This is a genomic window from Enterococcus sp. FDAARGOS_375, from assembly GCF_002393265.1.
Lineage (GTDB): Bacteria > Bacillota > Bacilli > Lactobacillales > Enterococcaceae > Enterococcus_D > Enterococcus_D innesii.
Map to the genome: position 1 here is coordinate 1,742,609 of NZ_CP023515.1, position 23,464 is coordinate 1,766,072.

Genomic DNA, 23,464 nt, shown 5'->3' on the forward strand with positions numbered 1-23,464 from the left:
AGGAAAACAGGCTTTTTTATACAGGAGAAGATTAAGTAGATAAATTTTTATTACAGTCTTTCCAAGAATTTGGAGGAAACATTTCATAATTCGGCAAAAACCAGTATAATAGGGAAGTGTCGATAAACTAATGAAGGAATGTGACAAATGAATACACAATTAACGAAAGAACTAAAAGAAAAGTTTGATATTGTGTTCCATGATGTAGATCTGCTTGAACAAGCGTTTACGCATTCATCTTATGTGAATGAGCACCGCAACTTGCACTTGTCAGATAACGAACGTTTAGAGTTTTTGGGCGATGCTGTCTTAGAGTTGATCGTTTCACGGTATTTGTATCGTGAATTGCCAGATCTGCCCGAAGGTAAGCTGACGAAGCTACGGGCGGCAATCGTTCGCGAAGACAGTTTATCCATGTTTGCCAAAGATTGCCGATTCGATGAATACATTCGTCTAGGCAAAGGGGAAGAAAACTCTGGCGGTCGTAAACGACCTTCTTTGCTTTGTGATCTATTTGAAGCCTTTTTAGGTGCGTTATACTTGGATCAAGGACTGGAAAGTGTCAGCGGCTTTTTAACGAAAGTTGTTTTTCCAAAAGTAAAAGCAGGTGCTTTTTCCCATGAGATGGATCACAAGACCCGCTTGCAAGAAGTCTTGCAGCGTGGCGGCGATGTTTCCATCAATTATCGTTTGATCAAAGAAGCAGGCCCCGCCCATGAACGGATTTTTTGGACGGAAGTCTATTGCGATGATACCTTGATCGGAAAAGGACAAGGAAAATCGAAGAAATTATCAGAACAGGACGCCGCGGCGAATGCCTTGGCAGATCTTGAACAGTAAGAGAGGACTGGCGGAGTGTATTTAAAACGAATAGAGATTGCCGGCTTTAAATCCTTTGCCGACCGCACAGTCATTGATTTCGAACATCGTGTGACTGCAGTCGTCGGACCAAATGGCAGCGGCAAGAGCAATATTACCGAAGCGATTCGTTGGGTTTTAGGAGAACAATCTGCCAAAAATCTACGTGGTGGCAAAATGCCTGATGTTATTTTTGCAGGTTCTGACACCCGCAGAGCGCTAAATATAGCGGAAGTGACGATCGTTTTAGACAATAGCGATCATTACTTGCCGATGGATTACAGTGAGATCAGCGTGACTCGCCGCTTGAGAAGAACCGGCGAAAGCGACTTTTTCTTAAATAAACAAGCTTGCCGCTTAAAGGATATCCAAGAGTTGTTTATGGACTCTGGGTTGGGGAAAGAATCATTTTCGATCATTTCCCAAGGCAAGGTAGAAGCAATTTTCAGCAGCAAACCAGAAGACCGTCGTGGGATTTTTGAAGAAGCGGCGGGGGTATTGAAATACAAACAGCGGAAAAAGAAAGCTGAGCAAAAGTTGTTTGAAACGGAAGACAATTTAAGCCGTCTACAAGATATCATTTATGAACTAGAAGATCAGTTGGTGCCTTTGGCAGCCCAAAGTGAAGCAGCCAACCGTTTTTTAGCGTTAAAAGAAAAATTGACGACGGTTGATGTGGCCTATGCAGTCTTAGAGATCACGAAAGCAAAAGAAGCGTGGGAGACAGCCAAAGCTCAACTAAGTACCTTTAACCAAGAACTGGCGCAGATTTCCGAAAAGATCAATCAAGGGGAACTGTCGCTACATTCTTTGCGGCAACAACGTACTGCTTTTGATGAAACGTTGGAGCGTTTGAATCAGCAGCTTTTAGAGGTCACCGAAGGACTGAAGCAAGCTGAAGGACAAAAAGAAGTCTTGGATGAGCGATCAAAACATACGCAAAAAAGTTCTGCGGAATACCAAGAAACCTTAGAGGAAGTCACAGAACGGGTCACACTTTTAAATGAAGAAAAAACGGAACTGATCGGCTTGCTTTCACAAAAGAATCGTAGTGTGCAGGAAGTTGAAGCAGCGATGCTGGCGTGTCAGCAAGAGCAGGAAAAGTACCAACGTTCAGCAAAAGAAATCATTGAAGAGTTGCGTAGCCAATATGTCGAAGCCATGCAGGAGCAGGCAACGATCGGAAACGAATTGAAATACTTGGAGCGTCAATACCAACAAGAAGCCGCGAAAAATCAAACAGCGTTAAGCAAGCAGACGCAAATGAATACGTCGTTGAAAGAAAAGACGACGGAAGCGCAAATCGTGGAAGAACAACTGACGCAGGCTAAGGCGATTTTAGAAGAACAACGCAAGCAATACATCCATCTTCAAGAAAAAGCTCAGACCAACAAAAAACGCTTTGATGAAGAACAAAAGAAAATGTATCAGTTAATGAGTCAAGTGCAGCAGGTACGAGCGAAACAGCGCAGTCTGCAAGACATTCAAGAAAATTATAGCGGCTTTTATCAAGGCGTTCGCTTGATTTTGAAAAACAAACAGCAGATCAGCGGCATCGTTGGCGCAGTAGCGGAGTTGATCGATGTGCCACAAGACTATACCGTGGCGATCGAGACCGCATTAGGCGCCGCTGCACAGCATGTCGTCGTTGAAAATGAACGGGATGCACGGGCAGCCATCACGTATCTGAAAGAAAATCGCGGCGGTCGTGCCACTTTCTTACCGCTGACGACTATCAAAGCCCGTCATTTGCCAGATTATGCCCGCAATCAAGCCAAGCAAGTGTCCGGCTTTATCGGCGTTGCCAGCGAATTGGTCCAGTCGCCGGAACACGTCCAAACCATTACGGATAACTTGTTAGGCAGTATCTTGATTGCCGAAGACTTGCAAAGTGCTAATGCGTTAGCACGAGCATTGAACTATAGCTATCGGGTCGTTTCTTTAGAAGGGGATGTCATGAATGCTGGTGGTTCCATGACGGGTGGCGCAACGAAGAAAAATGCCGGTAGTTTGTTTAGTCAAAACAATGAGCTACAACAATTGACGGCACAAGCGGCGCAATTGGATGAGCGGCTTTTAAAAACAGAAAAGCAAGTCCAGCACTTTGAAGCAGCGACTAAAGAAGCACAAGCAGCACTAGAAGAATTGCGGACGCAAGGCGAACAGGCTCGCATGACGGAGCATGAGCTGCAAAGCCGCTTACAAAATCTTGAGAATGACCTGAGCCGCTTGAAGCAAGAGCAGCAAGTGTTTGATTTTGAACATCGCGAAGTGCAAGCCTTCTTTGAGGAATACGATGAGAAGAAGACGAGTTTGGAAGAACAGCAAAAGAATATTGCGGCGCAATTGGCGAAAATCGATCAAGATATTCATCAAATGAATGCTGAAGAAGACTTGATCGAGGAAAAACGCCAAACCTTAGCACAAGAAAGTGCACGCTTGCAGGCAGCTTTCGCCGTTCAAAAAGAACAAGTGGCGCATTTGCAGCAAAAAATTGCCGCTACGAATCAAGCATTGGAAGAAAACGAAGCGCGTCAACAATCCTTAGAACGGCAGTTAGCTGCCTTGACAAGCAACGTCAGCGATCATGAGTTTTCAGAAGAAAGCATTCTTCAGCGAATTGAGGCCTTCACAACCACCAAGCAGCAGGTAATAGCGGAATTGACGGTGATTCGGGAACAACGTCAAGTCGTTCAACAAGAAATCGGCGCATTAGACGAAGCCCTGAGTGCTGAAAACTTAACGCAAAAAGAAAAGCTGTCAGAAAAAACCGAAGTTGAGATCGAAAAAAATCGCGCAGAATTGGTGATGGATAATCGTTTGTTGTATTTACAAGAAGAATACAATCTCACCTTTGAAAAGGCAGCGCAAGATTTCCCTGAAATCGAGGATGCAGAACAAGCCAAAGTCGACATTCAGGAACTAAAACATGCGATCGAGCAAATTGGTCCAGTCAATTTAAATGCGATCGAACAATATGAACAAGTCAATCAACGGCATTTGTTCTTAACGAGTCAGCGAGATGATCTGCTGTCGGCTAAAGCACAGCTGTTTGATACGATGTCTGAAATGGATGAAGAAGTCAAAACCCGTTTTGGCGAAGTCTTCGATGCGATCCGTCTGCAATTCAAACAAGTATTTCCTAATATGTTTGGCGGCGGTCATGCGGAATTAGTTTTAACAGATCCGAAAGATTTATTGAACACTGGGATCGAGATCGAAGCCCAACCGCCGGGCAAGAAATTGCAAAACCTCAGCTTGCTATCAGGGGGCGAGCGGGCGCTGACTGCGATTGCGTTATTGTTTTCCATTATTCAAGTTCGTCCAGTACCGTTTTGTGTGCTTGACGAAGTGGAAGCAGCATTGGATGAAGCCAATGTCTCTCGTTTCGGTCATTACTTGAGTGCTTTCCAAAATGATACGCAGTTTATCGTCGTAACTCACCGCAAAGGAACGATGGAGGCAGCAGATGTGTTGTATGGTGTGACCATGCAAGAATCTGGAGTGTCGAAGACCGTGTCCGTACGCTTAGAAGAAGTGCGTGAAGGCGGTAGTTTTGCAGCAGATCAAGCATAGAGGAGGAATGATATGATTAAACTGATTGCGATCGATTTAGACGGAACGTTATTGAATGACAAAAAAGAAGTGACTCCTCGCAACAAAGAGGTACTTGCTCGTGCCAAAGCACAAGGCGTAAAAATCGTCATTTGTACAGGACGTCCATTGCGGGCGATCCGTCCCTATTTAGAAGAATTATCGCTGAAAGAACCCGGCGACTATAGCATCACCTTTAACGGCGGTTTGGTTCAAAAAAATGAGACTGGCGAGATCATTGAAAAAGCAGCGATGCAGCTGGCAGATATCCATGAATTGGTTTCAGTGGCGGAAGACTTGAATTTGCCACTAGACGTGGTATCAGAAGAGATCGTCTTGAGTTTACCGACTTCAGCAGCGCATCCATCGATTTATGGCTCGTTGAACCCTTTATTGGATTGTCGTCCTTTTGCCGTAGCTGATCTGGATGAATCGATGCTCTATAATAAAGCGGTGATCGCCTACCATCAGGAAGTCTTGGATCCTAAGATCCCTGAGATTTCCTCAGAGATCCGCGAGAAATATGAAATCATCAAAAGCCGGAATAACCTGTTGGAATTTATGCCTAAAGGAATCACCAAAGCCTATGGCATCAGCCTATTGGCGCAAGATTTAGGGATCAAGCAAGAAGAAGTGATGGCGATCGGTGATGAAGAAAATGACTTGCCAATGATTCGCTATGCAGGGATTGGCGTAGCGATGGCCAATGCCGTGCCAATCATTAAAGAAGCGGCTGACGTTGTCACCGTTTCAAACCAAGAAGACGGTGTGGCAGCAGTGATTGAAGAATATGTCTTAAAAGGAGGTGCGTAAGATGGGATTTTTTGACAAAATCAAAAAAGCGCTGATTGGAGAAACCAAAGAAGTAGAGCAAGAAGCCGACAAACCAGTCGTTGATGCTGATTCACCAGAGAATCAGCCTTCAGAAGAAAGCCAGCCAGCACAAACACCTGCTGAACAAGAAGCTTCCGAAGCAGTGGCACCTACAGATGCCGCCGACGCCAGTGATTTGAAGGCAGAGCAAGAAACTGCCGAAGCGTCCCCACAGCAAGAAGCAACGGTAGCGAATAAAGGAGAAGAAGCACCAAGTGTTCCAGTAGAAGTGACCGAGAACACACCATCAGAGGATGCACCAGCTTCTGAACCAATCCTTCAACCAGCGCCAGAGACGGAAAGTGTGCAGGACAAATACACCAAAGGATTGACGAAATCACGAAAAACCTTTGGGCAACGGATGAACGAATTGTTCGCCAATTTCCGTACGGTGGACGAAGACTTCTTCGAAGAAGTGGAAGAAACGTTGATCGGTGCAGATGTTGGCTTTGATGCGGCGATGAAGATCGCGGATGCATTGAGACAAGAAGTCAAACTACGTAATGTAAAGAAAACAGCGGATGTCCAAAATGTCATCATCGAGAAATTAGTTGACCTGTATGGGGAAGCGGGTGTCGGTGAAGTCAACGAATTGAATATGCAGCCGTGGTTGACCGTCATTTTATTTGTTGGCGTGAACGGTGTTGGAAAAACCACCAGTATCGGGAAATTAGCCCACCAATTCAAAGCCGAAGGCAAGAAAGTCTTATTGGCTGCAGCGGATACTTTCCGTGCCGGTGCCATCGATCAATTAGTGGTCTGGGGTGAACGGGCTGGTGTTGAAGTCGTTCGTGGCAATGCCGGAGGCGATCCAGCAGCGGTCGTGTTTGATGCGATGGAGCGCGCAAAACGAGAAAATGCTGACGTTTTATTAGTAGATACAGCTGGTCGTTTGCAAAACAAAGTCAATTTGATGAACGAATTAGAAAAAATCAAACGGATCATTCAGCGAGTGGACCCAACGGCCCCTCATGAAGTCCTGCTTGTGTTGGATGCAACAACGGGTCAAAACGCCATGAATCAAGCAAAACAATTTAAGGAAACGACGGATGTTTCTGGTCTCGTCTTAACGAAACTTGATGGAACAGCCAAAGGGGGGATCGTCTTGGCGATCCGTAACGAGCTACGGCTGCCAGTCAAATTAGTGGGACTTGGAGAAGGCATCAATGATTTAGAGCCATTTGATCCAAATGAATTTGTTGTCGGCTTATTCAAAGGCTTGATCAAGGAATAAAAAAGAAGAGCCCTGTGTCAGGTAAAATACCTGCACATGGCTCTCCTTTATTGTTGCTTTTATTTCAAATGAAGGCAATAACAAACGAGTTGCCGTTCAGCTATTGCCGATCAATCTGGGGCGGAAAGGTTACAATGTTTAGCTAGGTCAAATACGGATACAGCGATGTACGAATTTGCCTTAAAGCATAAAACGATTTTTTTTGAGTGGCTAACATTTTTCGTTCTTCTAAAGTCTGGGAAGTATCAGATAGAATAAAATGAAAAGCTCAGCTACAAAAAATTATTTTTTTAGCTCCCCTTGGCGCTCGATGATCATTTTTTCTAAGTTGTTCAACGTATCGATATCTTTATTGGTTTCGATAAAGTTCGTAATCAAATTCAATAACGATTGATCAGACAACTCTGCTGCTAAGAAGTCTTCTTGGGTCACATTCGGAGAATACAACCGAGTCAAAACAGTACCGCTGTAGCCGATATCTGCTACTTTCAATAAGTCGTGGTTTTTTAGTTTACGTACGACTGCTTGAATGGTATTCTTGCTTAGATCTTGCTGTTGGACAGCAATGTCATTTGCAGAAAGAGGTTTGTCTGAATTCCAAAAGATATTCATGATTTGACGTTCGCGTTTGGTAAGATTAAGTGGCTTCATTCACTATTCTTCCTTTCAAAAAAGAGTAATATGGACATAATAATTTACTGTTCTATAAGCAGTATACTTTATTTTGAAGGTAAATATCAAATTTATTCAAGTATTTTATAAATTCTTGGTAATTTTAGTAAGAGATATTACAAGTGAGGAGCAAATTTCTGCATTTTTCACCAGTTTTCACTATAATAGATGGAAAGAAATAGCATTTGAGAAAAAATTTAGTAGAAGAACATAGAGGGCAGTCGAATGAAAATAAAAACATTATTATCACATAAAGAGCTTTTTCCCTATTTATTGAAAGGACGCTACGGGATTGAGCGTGAAGCGCAGCGGGTGCGGCTCGATGGGACGTTTGCAGGTACCGATCATCCTAAAACATTAGGCAATCGGCGCTTCCATCCGTATATCCAAACGGATTTTTCCGAAAACCAACTGGAACTGATTACGCCCGTCGCTGATTCCGTGGATGAATTGTTCCGTTTTTTAGGGGCTATTCATGATGTAGCGTATCGTTCGATGTCAGCAGAAGAAATGCTCTGGCCATTGAGTATGCCACCGGCTTTACCAGAAAAAGAAGAAGACATCGTCATTGCTAAATTAGACCAATTTGAAGATGTGCTCTACCGCCGCTATTTAGCCAAAACATATGGTCGCCGCAAGCAAATGGTCAGTGGGATTCATTTCAATTTCGAATTTGCGGAAGACTTTTTGCAGCAGCTGTATGCTTTGTCTGAAACGAAGGAAAGCTTCCAGACGTTTAAAACGGCACTTTATTTGAAAGTAACTCGCAATTATTTGCACTATCGCTGGTTTTTGACGTATTTCTTTGGGGCGACTCCTGCTTCAGAAGCCAATTATTTTACGACAGAAAACGGACCGCAAGAACCAGTCCGTAGTATTCGCAATAGCCGCTATGGGTACACGAATCACGAAGACGTCAAGGTATCTTACGCTTCGTTAGAGACCTATCTTGCAGATATTGCCAAATTAGTGGAGACGGGAAAGCTTTCAGAAGAAAAAGAATTTTATGCGCCAGTGCGTCTACGTGGGGGAAAACGGGTCGCAGATTTAGCCTCAGCGGGTATCCGTTATATTGAGTTAAGAAATATTGACATCGATCCCTTTGCCCGCTATGGGATTTCCAAAGGGCAAGTCGCATTCTTGCATTTCTTCTTATTGTTTTTAAGTACAAAAGAAGAAGGCAGCGATGCGGATGCGTGGATCGAAGAGGGCAATCAGAGAAATGATCAGGTCGCATTAGAACATCCGCTTGCACCTTTGACTTATCAGCAAGAAGCGCAAGCGCTGATTACTGAAATGATGGACTTTGCCCAAGCCCTTGAGCTGCCGCATCCACCATTTTTGGATCAGCTCTCAGAAATACTGGCTGAACCAGAAAGAACCTTCGCGGGACGTCTTTTCTCAGCAAGTCAAGCAACCAGTCAAGCGCAGACAGCAACATTGCTGGGACAAAAGTATCATCAAGCTGCTTGGGAAAAACCGTATCAATTAGCTGGCTTTCGAGCAATGGAATTGTCGACCCAGATTCTCTTGTTCGATGCGATCCAAAAAGGAATCGAAGTGACGGTACTGGATGAAACGGATCAATTCTTGAAATTAGCCGTGAAAGACCACATCGAATATGTTAAAAATGCCAATATGACCAGTAAGGATCAGTACATCGTCCCATTGATCATGGCGAATAAAACGGTCACTAAAAAAATCTTAGCCGAAAATGGCTTTCATGTACCAAGTGGCGCTGAGTTCGCTTCGGCAGAAGAAGCGATCGCGTTTTATCCTCAGATTGCCCACAGCGGGTTTGTGGTAAAACCGAAAACCACCAACTATGGGATCGGTATCTCGATTTTCAAAGAAGGTGCCTCTTTAGCGGATTATCAAGCGGCGATCGCCATTGCCTTTGCGGAAGATGATTCGATCCTCGTTGAGACTTTTTTGTCAGGGACGGAATATCGGTTCTTCGTGATCGATGGGCGAGTCGATGCGATTTTACTACGTATCCCTGCCAATGTCGTGGGTGACGGCAAGCGCACGATCACGGAACTCGTCGCAGAGAAAAATCTTGATCCATTGCGCGGCACCCATCATCGGACCCCATTAGAACTGATCCAATTAGGGGAACTGGAACAACTGATGTTAAAAGAGCAAGGGTATCAAGTGGATTCAGTACCCGAAGAGGGGCAGATCGTTTATTTGCGAGAAAACTCGAATATCAGTACTGGCGGTGATTCTATCGATGTGACGGATGACTTCAACGATGATTACAAACAAGTAGCAGTCGATGCGGTAGCCGCATTACAAGCATCTATCAGCGGAATCGATCTGATTATTCCAGATAAAACCAAGCCAGCCAATGAACCGGGGGCTTATGGAATCATTGAAGCCAATTTCAACCCAGCGATGCATATGCACGTTTATCCATACAGCGGGAAAGGCCGACGCTTAACTATGTCTGTTTTACGCCTGTTGTTCCCTGAAGTCTTCGAGAGCTGATGGAAGTACAAAAAGCAAAGAACTGCACACTTTGGAAGGAGAGTTCCTTTCAAAGTGTGCAGTTTTTTTATTAGGATTCAAAAGCAGCGATCTCAATCGTTTGTTTTGTTTCTTCCACCTTGAGACCCGTTCGGGCTTCCCACCATTGTTTCATTTCTTTTTCATACGTGGTAGGAAAACGTTGGATCAAGGTTAATAACGGTACGCCTTGAATCGAGGCGTAGGGAAAGTTTAAAACCAGATTGTACTTCAGTTCCGACAGGAGGCTATAATATTGAAACATCATAAAGTTCATTTCATTCTTATCCTCCAGCAGGAGTACTTTCGGAGCGCGATCCAGCATAAAACCCAAGCTGCGCATCATGAACAATACGCCATCTAGATGGCTGGATTCGATCGTGGGTGCCGTTTTTAACAAATCGATATGCAGATCCAAAGCATCAAGCAGTTCTTTCTTTAATGAAAGGTAGGGCGGTGTTGATTGTTCCATGATAGTTCCTCCTTTTAATGGAAAAGACGTTTCCAAAATGACGTTTTCTCTGGTTGTTCCTGCTCTTTATCCGATGGAGCGGCAGCTGCAGGGAATTTTTTTTCGATATCGATGACGTCTTCATTGACGGCTTCTTTCCCAGCAATCAGCAAGCCGATACTGTCTGGACCGGCATCTTGGGCATCGGAGACGATCCGAAATTCCATCTGTTGCTTGGTCAGTAAAGTGATGTAATCGGTCTGGATCGATTCTGGCAATTTTCCATTAAGCAGCACGAGCGCTCCTCGATAATCTGGTAAGGCGTTCAAGAGCGTTTTCTGGTTGTCCTTCTTCTTCATTTCTGTTACTGTCATACTAAGATAACACCGTTCACGAAACGTGCCTAAATACTTGCGCTGTTCATCTGGGTTGACGCGAGGCGTCCCATACATTCCTGTATCAAGGCGTTTTTCTAATTCGTCTGACATTGAAGTATCCTCCTCAAAGCGTTTACTTATGCTTATTATAGCATATCCAGTAAATAGCAAAAGAGGGGTGCGATCGTGAGAGAGTATTGACAGAAAGTAGGGATCCTATGACAACAAAAGAACGACATTTGCTATTGTTAGCAGAAAATCAGCGGTTGGAGACACCGAGGCTGCTCTTGCGTCCTGTTTCCTTGGCGGATGCAGCGGACATGTTTGCCTATGCAAATGATGAAGAAACGACGACCTTCGTCTTTGCTAGACATGGGTCGGTTGAAGAAACAAAACTGCGCATCGCCGAGTATTTTGTTGCTGCACCCTTAGGAAAATTTGCGATCGAAGAAAAAGACTCAGGAAAAATGATCGGGACCATCGATTTGCGGGTAGAATCAGAAAAAGAGATCGCTGAGCTCGGTTATACATTGAGTCGCGATTATTGGGGGCAAGGGATTATGCCAGAAGCGGCAATGGCACTGCTGCATTTCGGTTTTGAAACACTCGAATTGATTCGAATTTTTGCTCGACATGATGCCCGAAATCCCAAGTCTGGACGGGTCATGGAGAAAATTGGGATGAAATTGGAAGCAACGATCCCAGCTGCCCGCAAATCGGGTGAAGAAATCATCGATGAAGTCACGCGTGGCATCACCCTTGAGGAATGGAAAAAACGTATCATGTAAAGGAGGGCTCTCGTCATGGAACTGAACATTGAGCCAGCAGCAATTGAAAAAATAACCCCTTATGTGCAGCCAGATGATCGTCTCTACTTGGATTTTGAAGACGGCGTTGGTCCGTTTCCTGCAACGGAGATCACCTGCCGTTTGGACATCCATTTTCGCCTGATCATCGTGCCGCAAAGCTATCCAGAAGAAGGATTGGCGATCTACGACACCCCTTTAACGACACCCTTAGGCACGATTTGGTTGAAGCAAGGGGCTCAGGTGTATTTAGAAGAACAGACTCGGATGCAGGTGGAATCGACCTATCAACGGTTGCAATTGGTGGGAAATAGCGGGATCTTAGCTAACGATGTCCAATTGTTACGGATCGAAAAGCAGACGGCGGGCCGCTGAGATGGGCACGCTGGCGGTTATTAGCGACTTGCACGTCGATATCAACCAATTATTTGATCCCCATCTGCAGCTGATCGCTGATTATTTGCAGCAAAATCAGGTGACCCATCTGCATCTGGCAGGAGATGTGGCGAATAAAAAGCAACGGCTATTAGACGTGGTCGCATTTTTTCAAAGTCGACAGGTGCCAACGACCTTTCACTGGGGCAATCATGAAATGGTGGACTTGACGGAACAAGAGATCGAGGCTTTCGATGATCCCGCCTTTCTTAATTTTCAGACGTATCGCTTATCAGAAAAAACACTGCTGTTGGGAATCAATGGCTGGTATGACTACCAATATTCTGATTTGACCAGTGAAGCTGAGATCTTGCGGCTGAAAAATTTGTTTTGGTATGACCGCATGATTCAACGAAAGGGATCGGATAAGGAAATCAGCCAAGCCATCAATGAGCGTTTAGCGGAAACATTGGCCCATTTGCCGCAAGACCAAGAAATTCTTCTTTCTACCCATTTTGTGCCTCAAGAAGCGTTTATTGTGCGGCAGACCGGCAAGTACGCCCGCTGGAACCACCTAAATGCGTTTTTGGGGTCGCCTGATTTTGGCGCAGTGATCGACCAGTACGCCAATGTGCGGGCAGTCGTCTTTGGGCATACCCATCGACGCTTTGAGAAAAAAGAACTTGCGGGAACCAGCTACTATTGCCGCCCCTTCGGCTACTATTATGAATGGCAGTTGACCCAACGCTTCGTTTTGGAAAATCACTTAGCAGAAGCATATTCGCCAACGAAAGTTCGGACGCTGCTGCGAAACCATCATGAGGCATTTGAGGACTATAAAACGGCGCATCTTGTAGAGGAATTGGCGCAAGCGATCACACTGCTGCCGTATTAGCGCAGCAAACGAGTCCTGCTTGTTTTCGTAATTGAATTCCCACGCAATTTAAAACACAAAAGAAACACACAAAGGAGAAAAATCATGACATTTGAAGAAATCTTACCAGAATTAAAAGCCGGCAAAAAAATCATTCGCGAAGGTTGGGGTGGCTTTGAACTTTATGTGACATTCGTTGAAGGCGAAGTGTACGACAATGCACCAGTCACCCCTTACTTTTTGATCAAAACAGCAGATGAGGGATTCTCGAGTTTCGCACCGACTGTTTGCGACATTCTTGCGGAAGATTGGAAAATCGTGGAATGACAGCACCGTGGATCGATGACAAAACGATTGTGTTTGTCACAGGCGCTGCTTCAGGTATCGGCAAAGCGCAAGCAGAGGCGTTTCTTGCAGAAGGCGCTCAAGTATTTGGGGTTGACTGCCAATCGTTTCCTGATTCGCTTTTAGCCCAGCCCCGCTTTTTCGGCACATGTTGTGACTTAGCGGTGAAAGAAAATTGTCTTGCAGCGGTCCAAGCTTGTGTGACGCACTTTGGCGGTATCACGGTCTTGTTAAATACAGCAGGAAAGCTTGACGACTATCATACGATCGCTGAGACGACCTCAATGGAGTGGGAGGAGATATTTCAAACCAATGTCTCCAGCATGTTTTATTTAACGAAAGAAATTTTGCCGCTGATGCAAGCCAATGGCGGCGGAACGATCATCAATATGGCATCGATCGCTGGAATGGTCGCAGGTGGGGGCGGGATCGCCTATACAACCGCAAAACACGCGATCGTCGGGTTTACCAAACAGTTGGCATTGGATGTTGCAGATCAAGGGATCTCGGTGAAGGGCATCGCGCCCGGTGCGATTCAAACGCCGATGAATGCGGCTGATTTTGCGGGTGACGGGAAAATGGCGCAATGGGTGGCAGAAGAGACGCCAGTCAAGCGTTGGGCGCAACCAGAAGAAGTTGCAGCACTGACCCTTTTTCTTGCCAGTCCGCAAGCTAGTTACTTGCAGGGGGCGATCGTGTCCATCGACGGTGGTTGGACCTTGAAATAACTAGCCTGAACCCATTAGAGGAGGACGCCAATGAAGGAACAAGCGATCCAGCACTTGCTTGCAAAAAATCGTGAATGTCGACAACTGCTTACGATCATTGAAGCGCTGCAGCTGCCGGATTGCTGGCTCTGTGCTGGGTACCTGCGGAATTATTTATGGGGTTTTCTCAGTGGAAAAATAGCGGAGGTGCCGCTAACGGATATTGATGTCGTGTTTTATGATCCGACTGTAAGCCTAGAAGAAACAGCAGCGATCGAAGCGCAACTGCGCCGTTCGTTTCCTGAATTTCCTTGGGAGGTTCGAAATCAAGCGGTGATGCACCAGCACAATTTTGCCGAGGAGCCGCCTTATACAAGTACCTTCGATGCTTTAACGAAATTTCCAGAGCGTTGTACAGCGGTGGCGGCACGAATGAATCAAGGCAAGCTTGAATTGATGGCGCCTTTTGGTTGGCAGGATGTTTGCAGTTTTCGGGTGCGGCCAACACCGCATTTCGCCCAAAATGAACAGTACCTTGCGGTTTACCGACAACGCCAAGCGATCAAGCAGTGGCAGAAAATTTGGCCGCAGTTGTCGATTGAAGAGATCGACAACTAAAAAAGAACACTCGCGTGATGCGGCGATTTCCAAAAGTTAGACGAAAAAGCTAACTGATGGGAATCGCTGCATATGACGCGAGTGTTTTTTTTATTAACGCAAAGCCAATGGTTGCGCCAAGCGGTTTCTTAAAAAGATACCTAGATAAGCTGCGGCAACGGCTTTGATGATCCCGGGGATAATAAACAAAACAAAACCACCGTTAAAAGCAGCCGGCCATGCCATGCCCGTGCTCCATTTCAGCCATAATGTACCAAACAACAAAGTTGCCAGCGCACCGACAATATTGCCGATCACTGCTCCTGTGTAGCGAAACGCCGTTTTTTCTACGACCAATCCAGTAAGCAATCCGTTAAAGAGGAAGCCGACTAAATAGCCGCCAGTTGGTCCTAACAAAACACCGATACCGCTGGAAAAACCAGCGAAAACGGGCAAACCGATCAATCCTAACAGCAAGTAAATGATGATCGCCATTGTCCCTGTTCGCGTGCCAAGGAAAGTCACCGCCAGGCCGATCGCAAAGGTTTGTCCTGTCAATGGGATCAAACCTAATGGAATCGTCAGTTGGGAAAGACCAGCAATAATGATCGCAAATAAAGCGGCATGGATTTGTTCACGTAATGATAATTTCATCGAATCCTTCTCTCTCATAATAATTTCGTTAACCTGAAAAACGATTTATTTGGTTAACGAAATTATAAACGGTGGTTTACCAAAAGTAAAGAAGAATCTTGTTTTTTTAGTGTCCTTTTTTTAATAGGACAAGTAAGTTCTTTGAGGAGAGGAAAGGGGCGATTTCTTCCAACTCATCTGTTGAGAAGGGCAGTGCTTGAACAAGCCGGCAGATCGTTGCTTCTGTCAGAAACGGCAGCAGTTCTTCGATTTCATCATAAGATAAGCGCTCTGAAGCGACAACGTTTGGCTGTTCCAGGGCGGTCAGCAGGAGCTCATCCAGATACGGTGCAGGTAAAAAGGGCAGCAGTTCTTCAATCTCAGAAAAGCGAAAGTCAGGGGTTTCAAGCCAGCCTTTGATTTCTCCCGCCAAAAAGTTGGGGGTTAAAAAGGGCGCCGCCTCTTCCCAAAAAGCCATGGAATAGTGGTTGCCTGTAAGGAGCTCTTCTATTTGGGGCTTTTTCAAAAACGGCAAGAGTTCTTCCATGACATCTTCTGGGATATTCTCGGCGCCATTTAACAGGTGTTGTAAGTCGGCGCTGGTCAAATGAGGTGCTAGTCTAGGCAATAAGTCTAGGTCTAAAGAAGTTTCTTGAAACGGCTCTTCTTGAATCAATGCCGACAATTCTTGCGGTTTGATCAGCGGAGCTAGTTCGGCGATTTCTTCTGGCTGTGCGGTTCCTGCTTGATAATGTTGAACCGCAGCTGCTGGCTTCCCTAACAGCTCATCGATGGATAAGTCTAAAATCGCTGCTAGCTGCGGCAATTTTTCAATGTCCGGCAGTGAGTTGCCCCGCTCCCAATTACTGACCGCCTGATAGCTGACGAGTAACTGGTCTGCCAAGTTGCTTTGGGTCAGATTTTTTTCTTTGCGTTTGGTAGCGATCTGCTGACCAATTTTTCTCATGTTGAATTCACTCATAAATGAATTCCCCCTTTCATGCTCTAAGTATAGTTTCTCAGAAGGTGGAAACGCAATCAAGCTGTGATTGAGCAGGCGAATGCCGACTCAATCACAGCTTGAGTTTACGAATGGATGAGCTGAAGGAGGTGTTCACCAAACGCTTGTGTCGTTAAACAGACTGCTTCGGGCATCAACTGTGCGAAGTCGGCAGTGACGTGCTGACTTTGCAAGGCTTGTTCAATGGCTTGCGTCAGTATCGCAGCAGCTTCCGGCCAGTTCAAATGTTCTAATAGCATGCACGCCGATAGCAACAGGGAACAAGGATTGGCTTTGCCAAGTCCTGCGATATCCGGTGCTGTTCCGTGGGTAGCTTCAAAGATGGCTGCCCCAGTAGCGTAGTTGATATTGGCGCCGGGGGCAATCCCGATGCCGCCGACTTGTGCAGCCAGTGCATCAGAGATGTAGTCGCCGTTCAAATTACAAGTGGCAATGACGTCGAATTTTTCTGGATACAAAAGGATCTGTTGTAAAAAGTTGTCGGCGATCACGTCGTTAACAACGATTTTCCCAGCCGCTTTTGCCGAGGTAAGGGCGGCTTCGGCTGCCTTTGAGCCGTTTTCTGCTTTGATTTTGTTGTATTGATTCATTGTAAAACACTGGGCGGCATACGTGGTCTCTGCAAGCTGATAGCCCCAGTTTTTAAATCCGCCTTCTGTAAATTTCATGATATTGCCTTTATGCACCAGTGTCACCGTGGGCCGCTTTTGAGCGATCGCATACTCAATGGCAGCAGCGATCAAGCGCTGACTGCCTTCTAAAGAGATCGGCTTGATGCCAATAGCGGCAGTTTTAGGAAAACGAATCGCCTTGACGGCAAAGTCTGCTTGCAGTGTCTGGATCAAACGCTGTGTTGCGTCGTCGTCTTTGGCAAATTCGATGCCAGCATAAACATCTTCAGTATTTTCTCGAAAGATCACCATGTCGGTTTTTTCTGGCTGTTTTAAAGGCGAAGGGACTCCTGCAAAATAGCGAACAGGTCTGACACAGGCATAAAGATCTAGCGTTTGCCGCAAGGTGACATTCAAGGAGCGAAAGCCCTCGCCAATTGGGGTAGTCAACGGTCCTTTTAAGGCGTATTGCTGGGCCTTGATCGTATCGATGGTTGCTTGCGGCAGCCATTCCCCCGTCTGTTCAAAGGCGGCTTCTCCAGCTAAAACTTCTATCCATTCGATGTGGCGCTGATTGTCATAGGCTTTATTCACAGCGGCATCAATCACAGGTTGCGCAGCCTGCCAAATCTCGGCACCAATGCCGTCTCCTGCAATGTAAGGAATGGTGATCGTCGTTGCTTGATGGGTTGTTTGGTTAGGCATGGGCAGCTCCTCCTAATTCCGCTTTTTTTCGAATGACCATTGGCAAAATTCCTTGATGCTTCCAATAGCGAATATCTGCAGGGGCATCAAAGCGCAGGCGGGTCATAAAGGAAACAGTCTTTCCGTCGGTCCGTTGCGCAGTGACTTCGATCAGCTGCTTGACCACTGGCTCTTCTGGCAAAGCGATCGAGAATGCTTCGCTGCCGTCCAAATCAAACGAGGCGGCACTTTCACCAGCCAGATATTCAAGAGGAATGATCCCCATCATGACCAAATTGCTGCGATGGATCCGTTCGAAGCTTTCTGCTAAAACGACTTTAACGCCTAACAATTGTGTTCCTTTGGCGGCCCAGTCGCGAGAAGAACCCATGCCATAATCTTTACCGGCTAAAATGATACAGCTTTGGCCGGCTTTTTGGTAATTCATAGCGGCGTCAAATATCGACAAGGTTTCCCCAGTTGGAAAATAATGCGTGACACTGCCAGTACTGCCAGGAACCAGCTGGTTTTGCAGACGGATGTTGCCGAAAGTTCCCCGCATCATAATCTGATGATTGCCGCGCCGCGAGCCAAAGGAGTTGAATTCACGATACGGAACCTCTTTTTCTTGTAAAAATTTTCCAGCTGCAGAATCCATACTGATGCTGCCAGCAGGAGAAATATGGTCAGTGGTGACCGAATCACCCAATTTTGCTAGAACTTTTAAATCAGCTAAGACATCTGGTTTAGGCAGCTCTTTGGTCAATGTTTCAAAGTAGGGCGGATGAGCGATGTAAGTGGATTGTTCCTCCCATTCATAACATGCGCTCGTGGTGGTTTCGATCGCATTCCAGCGTTCATTGGCATCAAAAAGATGCTCGTAGGCAGCACGAAACGCTTCTGGTCCGACGTATTCTTGAACATAGGCATTTACTTCTTCATTGCTTGGCCAAATATCAGACAAATACACCGGCTCGTCATTGACGATAGCTAATGGTTCTTTTGTCAGATCTTTGCGAATGCTGCCAGCGATCGCATAGGCAACAACTAACGGCGGCGAAGCCAAATAGTTGGCTTTGATCTGTGGATGGATTCTTCCTTCAAAATTCCGATTGCCTGACAGAACCGACGCCACCAGTAGATTTTCCGCCTCAATTGCTTCAGCAACCGGCGCTTCTAAAGGACCGGAATTTCCGATACAGGTAGTACAACCGTAGCCCACTAAATAAAAGCCGAGTTGCTCTAAATACGGCAATAAACCACTGTTTTGCAAATAGGTGGTCACGATCTGGGAGCCAGGTGCAAGGGAGGTTTTGACCGTACGCGGGACGGTCAGACCTTTTTCAACGGCCTTTTTGGCCAATAAGCCTGCAGAGAGCATGACGAAAGGATTGCTAGTATTCGTACAGCTAGTGATTGCCGCCAAAACGATATCGCCGGTCGCTAATTTGTCTGCTGCAGCATCTGGCCAAGCAACGGTGGCTTCTTTTTGCCATTCGTCCTCCGAAAGTCCAAAGCCCTTGGGTCCGACGGCTGCCGTGACAGATTGCTCAAAATCCTGCCGGACCGCCGGAAGTAAAATCCGATCTTGCGGGCGTTTGGGGCCCGCTAATGCCGGTTGAACTTCTGCTAGATCAATGGTGATCGTCTTAGTATAGGTCGGCACGGTCGTTTCATCATAAAAGAAATGGTTGGCTTTGGCGTAAGTGGCAACGAGTTCGATCAGCTCGCTGGAGCGACCGGTCGTTGCTAAGTAGTTCAAGGTCTCTTGATCGATCGGACAAAAGCCGCAAGTCGCACCATATTCAGGAGCCATGTTTGCTAGCGTTGCTCGATCAGCTAAACTTAAATGACGATAGCCAGGACCAAAATATTCGACAAATTTTCCAACCACTTTTTCGATCCGCAGCACTTCGGTTACCTTCAGGGCCAAGTCGGTAGCGGTGGTACCTGCAGGCATCTCGTTGATAAATTTCACCCCGATGACTTCAGGTGTTGGAAAGAAAGAAGGTTCGCCAAGAATCGCAGCTTCCGCTTCAATACCGCCAACCCCCCAACCGAGAACCCCCAGACCATTGATCATCGTGGTGTGAGAATCGGTTCCTTGCAATGTATCAGGAAACAGCAGACGTTGGTCTTCGTGTGTTTTTTGCAAGATCACATCAGACAATGATTCGATGTTGACTTGATGAATGATCCCTGTTTCAGGCGGAACGACTTCAAAATTATCGAAAGAACCTTGTGCCCATTTCAAGAATTGATAGCGTTCTGCGTTGCGTTCAAATTCCCGCTCCGTATTAAAAGCGATCGCCCCAGGCGTACCAGCTTGATCGACTTGCACAGAGTGGTCGACGACGAGTGTGACGGGGATCTCAGGATTGATGTCTTCTGCGGCACCGCCTAAAGCGACCATCGCATCCCGCATGGCAGCCAAATCAACGACTGCCGGCACCCCAGTAAAGTCTTGCAAGACGACCCGCTCTGGTTTGAATGGCACGACGCCAGTAGGGCTTTCTGCCTGCCAATTCGCTAAAAATGGTAAATAATCCTCTGTAATTTCCTCGTCTTGATGACGAGCAACACTTTCCAATAAAACTCGAATGGAGTAGGGCAAGCGAGATAAATCAGCCCCTAAGTCTTGGGTGATTTTCGCTAAGTCAATATACGTGTATTGCGTGTCATTGACGGTTAATTGAGTTTGCCACTTCATAAGAATCCTCCTTTTACGAAGATAATCGTACTTATTAGGAATAATTATACGTTGATAATTTAAAAAATCAATTAAATTTATGAAAAATATTTCATTTTCTCGACATCATGCTATAATGTGTGAAAGTTTGTTAAAAAGCAGCGATTCTTTTGGATGGTTATTTTAACGATGTTTGTATACGGTTAAATAACATTAAAGTAGCTGGTTCGGAGAAAGATTGGAGGTAACATCACCGTGGAAAGATTAGAAAAGAAAGAGAAAATGGCATATCTGGCATCGCGATGTGAGAAATACAATTTGATCGATGTGAATCTTTATTCAGAATATGACGTTAAGCGTGGACTGAGGGATTTGAATGGAACTGGTGTATTAGCTGGATTAACGACAATCTCGACTATTTATCCAGAAAAAATCATTGCCGGAAAACCGATCGAGGCTTGTGGCGAACTGCGTTATCGCGGAATTGACATCAATGAGTTAGTTGCAGGGTTCGTCAATGAAAAACGCTTTGGCTTTGAAGAGGTTGCATATTTATTACTTTTTGGTGAACTGCCAAATAAAACAGATCTTGCGGCGTTTCACTGCCTATTAGCAGAAAAACGTACTTTGCCGACCAATTTTGTTCGTGACGTCATTATGAAAGCACCTTCTTCTGATATCATGAATAGTTTATCTCGCAGTATCTTGACACTGGCAAGTTATGATCCACAAGCAGATGACATCAGCATTGAAAATGTATTGGAACAAAGTCTGATGCTGATCAGTGTCTTTCCGCTCTTGGCAATCTACGGCTATCATGCCTACAATCATTATAATCAAGGGGAGAGTATGTATATCCACCGCCCGACCGAAGAGTTGAGTACAGCTGAAACGATTTTGACTATGCTGCGCCCAACGAAAGAATATAGCTTCCAAGAAGCCCAAACATTGGATATGGCACTTGTTTTGCATATGGAACATGGCGGCGGGAATAATTCAACCTTTACGACACGAGTCGTTACCTCCAGTGGGACGGATACCTATTCAACGATTGCTGCAGCGCTAGGTTCTTTGAAAGGACCTAAACACGGTGGCGCCAATATCAAAGTGACGGAAATGATGGGGGATTTGAAGCGCAACGTTGCTGACCTTACCGATGAACAGGCAATCCGCAGCTATTTGGAAGCAGTCTTAGATAAAGAGGCGTTTGACCGTAAAGGCTTGATTTATGGCATGGGCCACGCGGTATATAGCGACAACGACCCCCGTGCAGCGATTTTTAAAAATTATGTGGCAAAACTGGCGCAAGAAAAAGGATCAGAAGCTTGGCAAGAATATCAATTGTATACGATGGTGGAACGTATTGCTCCTCAAGTCATCAATGAAAAGCGCAAAATCTACAAAGGCGTCAGTGCCAATATCGACTTTTTCAGCGGGTTTGTTTATAACATGTTGGATCTACCAGAAGAACTGTATACACCAATGTTTGCTATTGCACGGATCGTCGGTTGGTCCGCCCATCGGATCGAAGAGCTGGTCAACGCACAAAAAATCATGCGCCCCGCCTATAAAGAAGTGTCAAATGATCGGGAGTATATTGATATTGAATCAAGGTAGAGCAAAACAGCAGGGAGGACGCTCGCTGCTGTTTTTCATAGGAAAAGCACATTTTACATAAATAAAGCAGGTTTTTGGCGTATTTTTTATAGAAGAAAAGAGAATAAAATGCTAGATTTGGTGAAGAGAATTGTTATAAACGTCACTATATCAGTGTTTTCCTTTTTTTCACACAGAGATGCAAAAAATGATTATAAAATTAGTTGCTTTTTAGGTATGATAGAAGGTGTGACAAAGGAGGATGACTTATTTAATGAAAATGAAAAAATGGATGGCAATCTCTGTCATTTCCAGTCAATTGTTGACCCTATTGCCGGTTTCTGCTGCGGCTTCTGCTGTGAGTCGTGAATCAAATGTTGATCAAACGAGTGCATTGATGTCTGTGTCAAGTGAAGACGGAGGAGCAACTACAGAAGCATCGACCGGAGAGTCTGACGTGCCAAGAACGCCAGCTGAAAATGATGAAGCTGTTCCGGCACAACCAGCACCGGCGCCGGAACCAGAGCCCAGCCCGGAGCCAACACCAGAACCGGAGCCGAGTCCGGAACCAACACCGGAACCAGAGCCAAGTCCAGAACCGTCAGAACCAACTGAGCCTGCTCCGGAACCGACACCAGAACCCGAGCCTACGCCAATTCCGGAACCGGCACCGGAGGAACAAGATCCAGAGGGAGAACCAAGTCAGCCGACAAAACCAGAAACGAACCCGAGCCAGCCAACGCCTGAGATCAAGGAAGTGCCCAATGTACCTGAATTGACAATCACAACACCTCAGACTGGTGGCACGTCAAAATTTGAAGTCACCCCAGTCAAAGAAACATGGGACTTTATTATGGAGATTGGTGAGGATGCCCGTAAAGTCGGCTTAGAAGAAGATCTTTACGCATCTGTGATGATTGCCCAAGCAATCTTAGAATCCGGTAGTGGGCAAAGTCAGTTGAGTCAGGAGCCGTTCTATAATCTTTTTGGGATCAAAGGACTATATGAAGGAAATGGGGTTTCTTTCCCAACACAAGAAGACGATGGAAACGGCAATTTGTACACCATCCGTTCGACCTTCCGTCAGTATGACAGCATCGAATCTTCTTTAAAAGATTATGCGAAATTGTTGAAAGAAGGATTGGCTCACAATCCGAATTTTTATAAAGGCGCTTGGAAGTCAGAAACCGAAACCTATGAAGATGCCACGGAATATTTGACGGGACGGTATGCATCAGATACGCAATACAATGAAAAAATGAACGCTTTGATCGAAGCTTATGCGTTGACGAGTTATGACAAAGAGAAAGCAGAGTTGCCAACGGGTAATGAAAAAATGATTTATCCGGTTAGTGATCCGGTCATCTCATCAATGTTTGGTCCACGGGGTAGCGGGTTCCATCGTGGGGTCGACTTTGCAGCACCTCAAGGAACCCCGATCATGGCTAGTCTTTCAGGAACGGTGATTCGCTCAGAATATCATGCTTCCTGGGGGAATTATGTAGCGATCGAACATCAAAATGGCTTGACGACACTGTATGCTCACAATCACCGCAATTTAGTAGAGGTTGGGCAGACGGTGGAACAAGGCGAAGTGATTGCTTCCATGGGAAGTACGGGGAACAGTACAGGTCCTCACTTGCATTTTGAAGTTAGTCTTTCACCTAGTTTAGCCCGGCATCAACTGATTGATCCATTAGATGCCTTGTCAAAATAACAAAGAAAAAAGGAGAGCAGTGTAGCTGCTTTCTTTTTTTTTGTCAAGAAAAACGAATCATTTCAAGAAAATTATGCTTTGAGATTTTTTTAGCGCATTCATTTTATTTCGCATGATAAATTTATTCCGAAAACAAGTGTTTTTCTTTGTAAAAAAAACAAAAAGAATTTATGCTAGAAAGGTAGGGAAAAAAATTCCCAAGAGGAATGTCCACTTTAGACAAGGTCGTGTATGCGACTTTG

At 45.5% G+C, this 23,464-nt stretch carries 20 protein-coding genes; 13 read left to right on the forward strand and 7 right to left on the reverse strand.

Annotation, left to right across the window (positions count from 1 at the left end; all coding sequences use genetic code 11):
• Nucleotides 1–147 precede the first annotated feature (147 nt).
• The 4 genes from rnc to ftsY are packed head-to-tail and all read left to right on the forward strand — an operon-like array spanning nt 148 to nt 6,559.
• Nucleotides 148–840, forward strand: a complete 693-nt coding sequence (gene rnc / locus CO692_RS09495; protein WP_005227136.1) for a ribonuclease III — start codon at nt 148–150, stop codon at nt 838–840.
• Between the two features lie 15 nt (nt 841–855).
• Complete coding sequence (smc, locus tag CO692_RS09500; RefSeq protein ID WP_096742113.1) at nt 856–4,434, forward strand: chromosome segregation protein SMC; 3,579 nt, start codon at nt 856–858, stop codon at nt 4,432–4,434.
• A 12-nt stretch (nt 4,435–4,446) separates the two neighbouring features.
• Nucleotides 4,447–5,265, forward strand: a complete 819-nt coding sequence (locus CO692_RS09505; RefSeq protein ID WP_005227138.1) for a Cof-type HAD-IIB family hydrolase — start codon at nt 4,447–4,449, stop codon at nt 5,263–5,265.
• 1 nt (nt 5,266) lies between these two features.
• On the forward strand, nt 5,267–6,559 hold the full coding sequence (gene ftsY, locus CO692_RS09510; RefSeq protein ID WP_096742114.1) for a signal recognition particle-docking protein FtsY: 1,293 nt from the start codon (nt 5,267–5,269) through the stop codon (nt 6,557–6,559).
• A 282-nt stretch (nt 6,560–6,841) separates the two neighbouring features.
• Here the strand turns inward: ftsY and CO692_RS09515 are convergent, their stop codons facing one another.
• A complete protein-coding gene (locus tag CO692_RS09515; protein ID WP_077453891.1) occupies nt 6,842–7,210 on the reverse strand; it encodes a BlaI/MecI/CopY family transcriptional regulator in 369 nt (122 codons plus the stop codon).
• 246 nt (nt 7,211–7,456) lie between these two features.
• On the opposite strand from CO692_RS09515, the gene gshAB reads away from it, so the two are divergent.
• Entirely contained in the window at nt 7,457–9,721 is a 2,265-nt protein-coding gene (gene gshAB / locus CO692_RS09525) for a bifunctional glutamate--cysteine ligase GshA/glutathione synthetase GshB (protein WP_096742115.1), read from the forward strand.
• Between the two features lie 70 nt (nt 9,722–9,791).
• Here gshAB and CO692_RS09530 read toward each other — a convergent pair whose 3' ends face one another.
• Both CO692_RS09530 and CO692_RS09535 read right to left on the reverse strand, forming a co-directional pair.
• The gene (locus CO692_RS09530) at nt 9,792–10,211 is read right to left on the reverse strand and encodes a hypothetical protein (RefSeq protein ID WP_005227142.1); all 420 of its coding nucleotides are present in this window, start codon (nt 10,209–10,211) and stop codon (nt 9,792–9,794) included.
• Nucleotides 10,212–10,225: 14 nt separating this feature from the next.
• Nucleotides 10,226–10,678 (reverse strand): YueI family protein, encoded by a 453-nt coding sequence (locus tag CO692_RS09535; RefSeq protein WP_096742116.1) that lies wholly within the window; start codon nt 10,676–10,678, stop codon nt 10,226–10,228.
• 107 nt (nt 10,679–10,785) lie between these two features.
• On the opposite strand from CO692_RS09535, the gene CO692_RS09540 reads away from it, so the two are divergent.
• The 6 genes from CO692_RS09540 (at nt 10,786) to CO692_RS09565 (ending at nt 14,292) form a co-directional block, all read left to right on the forward strand.
• Nucleotides 10,786–11,355 (forward strand): GNAT family N-acetyltransferase, encoded by a 570-nt coding sequence (locus CO692_RS09540; protein ID WP_005227144.1) that lies wholly within the window; start codon nt 10,786–10,788, stop codon nt 11,353–11,355.
• Nucleotides 11,356–11,370: 15 nt separating this feature from the next.
• On the forward strand, nt 11,371–11,748 hold the full coding sequence (locus CO692_RS09545) for an iron-sulfur cluster biosynthesis family protein (RefSeq protein WP_096742117.1): 378 nt from the start codon (nt 11,371–11,373) through the stop codon (nt 11,746–11,748).
• Nucleotide 11,749: 1 nt separating this feature from the next.
• Nucleotides 11,750–12,643, forward strand: a complete 894-nt coding sequence (locus CO692_RS09550; RefSeq protein ID WP_096742118.1) for a metallophosphoesterase — start codon at nt 11,750–11,752, stop codon at nt 12,641–12,643.
• Between the two features lie 84 nt (nt 12,644–12,727).
• The gene (locus tag CO692_RS09555; protein WP_005227147.1) at nt 12,728–12,949 is read left to right on the forward strand and encodes a DUF2829 domain-containing protein; all 222 of its coding nucleotides are present in this window, start codon (nt 12,728–12,730) and stop codon (nt 12,947–12,949) included.
• A complete protein-coding gene (locus tag CO692_RS09560) occupies nt 12,946–13,695 on the forward strand; it encodes a 3-oxoacyl-ACP reductase (protein WP_096742119.1) in 750 nt (249 codons plus the stop codon). The genes CO692_RS09555 and CO692_RS09560 overlap by 4 nt, the downstream gene beginning before the upstream one ends.
• Before the next feature lie 30 nt (nt 13,696–13,725).
• A complete protein-coding gene (locus CO692_RS09565) occupies nt 13,726–14,292 on the forward strand; it encodes a nucleotidyltransferase family protein (protein ID WP_096742120.1) in 567 nt (188 codons plus the stop codon).
• 93 nt (nt 14,293–14,385) lie between these two features.
• On the opposite strand, the gene CO692_RS09570 is transcribed toward CO692_RS09565, so the two are convergent.
• The 4 genes from CO692_RS09570 to acnA all read right to left on the reverse strand — a co-directional run bounded on the left by CO692_RS09570 (nt 14,386) and on the right by acnA (nt 19,930).
• Nucleotides 14,386–14,925 (reverse strand): biotin transporter BioY, encoded by a 540-nt coding sequence (locus CO692_RS09570; RefSeq protein WP_086293796.1) that lies wholly within the window; start codon nt 14,923–14,925, stop codon nt 14,386–14,388.
• 106 nt (nt 14,926–15,031) lie between these two features.
• Nucleotides 15,032–15,886 (reverse strand): helix-turn-helix domain-containing protein, encoded by an 855-nt coding sequence (locus CO692_RS09575; protein WP_096742121.1) that lies wholly within the window; start codon nt 15,884–15,886, stop codon nt 15,032–15,034.
• Nucleotides 15,887–15,990: 104 nt separating this feature from the next.
• Nucleotides 15,991–17,241: an NADP-dependent isocitrate dehydrogenase gene (icd, locus tag CO692_RS09580; protein ID WP_096742122.1), complete on the reverse strand. Its 1,251-nt coding sequence runs from the start codon at nt 17,239–17,241 to the stop codon at nt 15,991–15,993.
• Complete coding sequence (acnA, locus tag CO692_RS09585; protein WP_096742123.1) at nt 17,234–19,930, reverse strand: aconitate hydratase AcnA; 2,697 nt, start codon at nt 19,928–19,930, stop codon at nt 17,234–17,236. The genes icd and acnA overlap by 8 nt, the downstream gene beginning before the upstream one ends.
• A gap of 234 nt (nt 19,931–20,164) precedes the next feature.
• Here acnA and CO692_RS09590 point away from each other — a divergent pair, with 234 nt between their 5' ends.
• Both CO692_RS09590 and CO692_RS09595 read left to right on the forward strand, forming a co-directional pair.
• Complete coding sequence (locus CO692_RS09590; RefSeq protein WP_185938620.1) at nt 20,165–21,526, forward strand: citrate/2-methylcitrate synthase; 1,362 nt, start codon at nt 20,165–20,167, stop codon at nt 21,524–21,526.
• A gap of 253 nt (nt 21,527–21,779) precedes the next feature.
• Complete coding sequence (locus CO692_RS09595; RefSeq protein WP_096742124.1) at nt 21,780–23,222, forward strand: peptidoglycan DD-metalloendopeptidase family protein; 1,443 nt, start codon at nt 21,780–21,782, stop codon at nt 23,220–23,222.
• Nucleotides 23,223–23,464 lie beyond the last annotated feature (242 nt).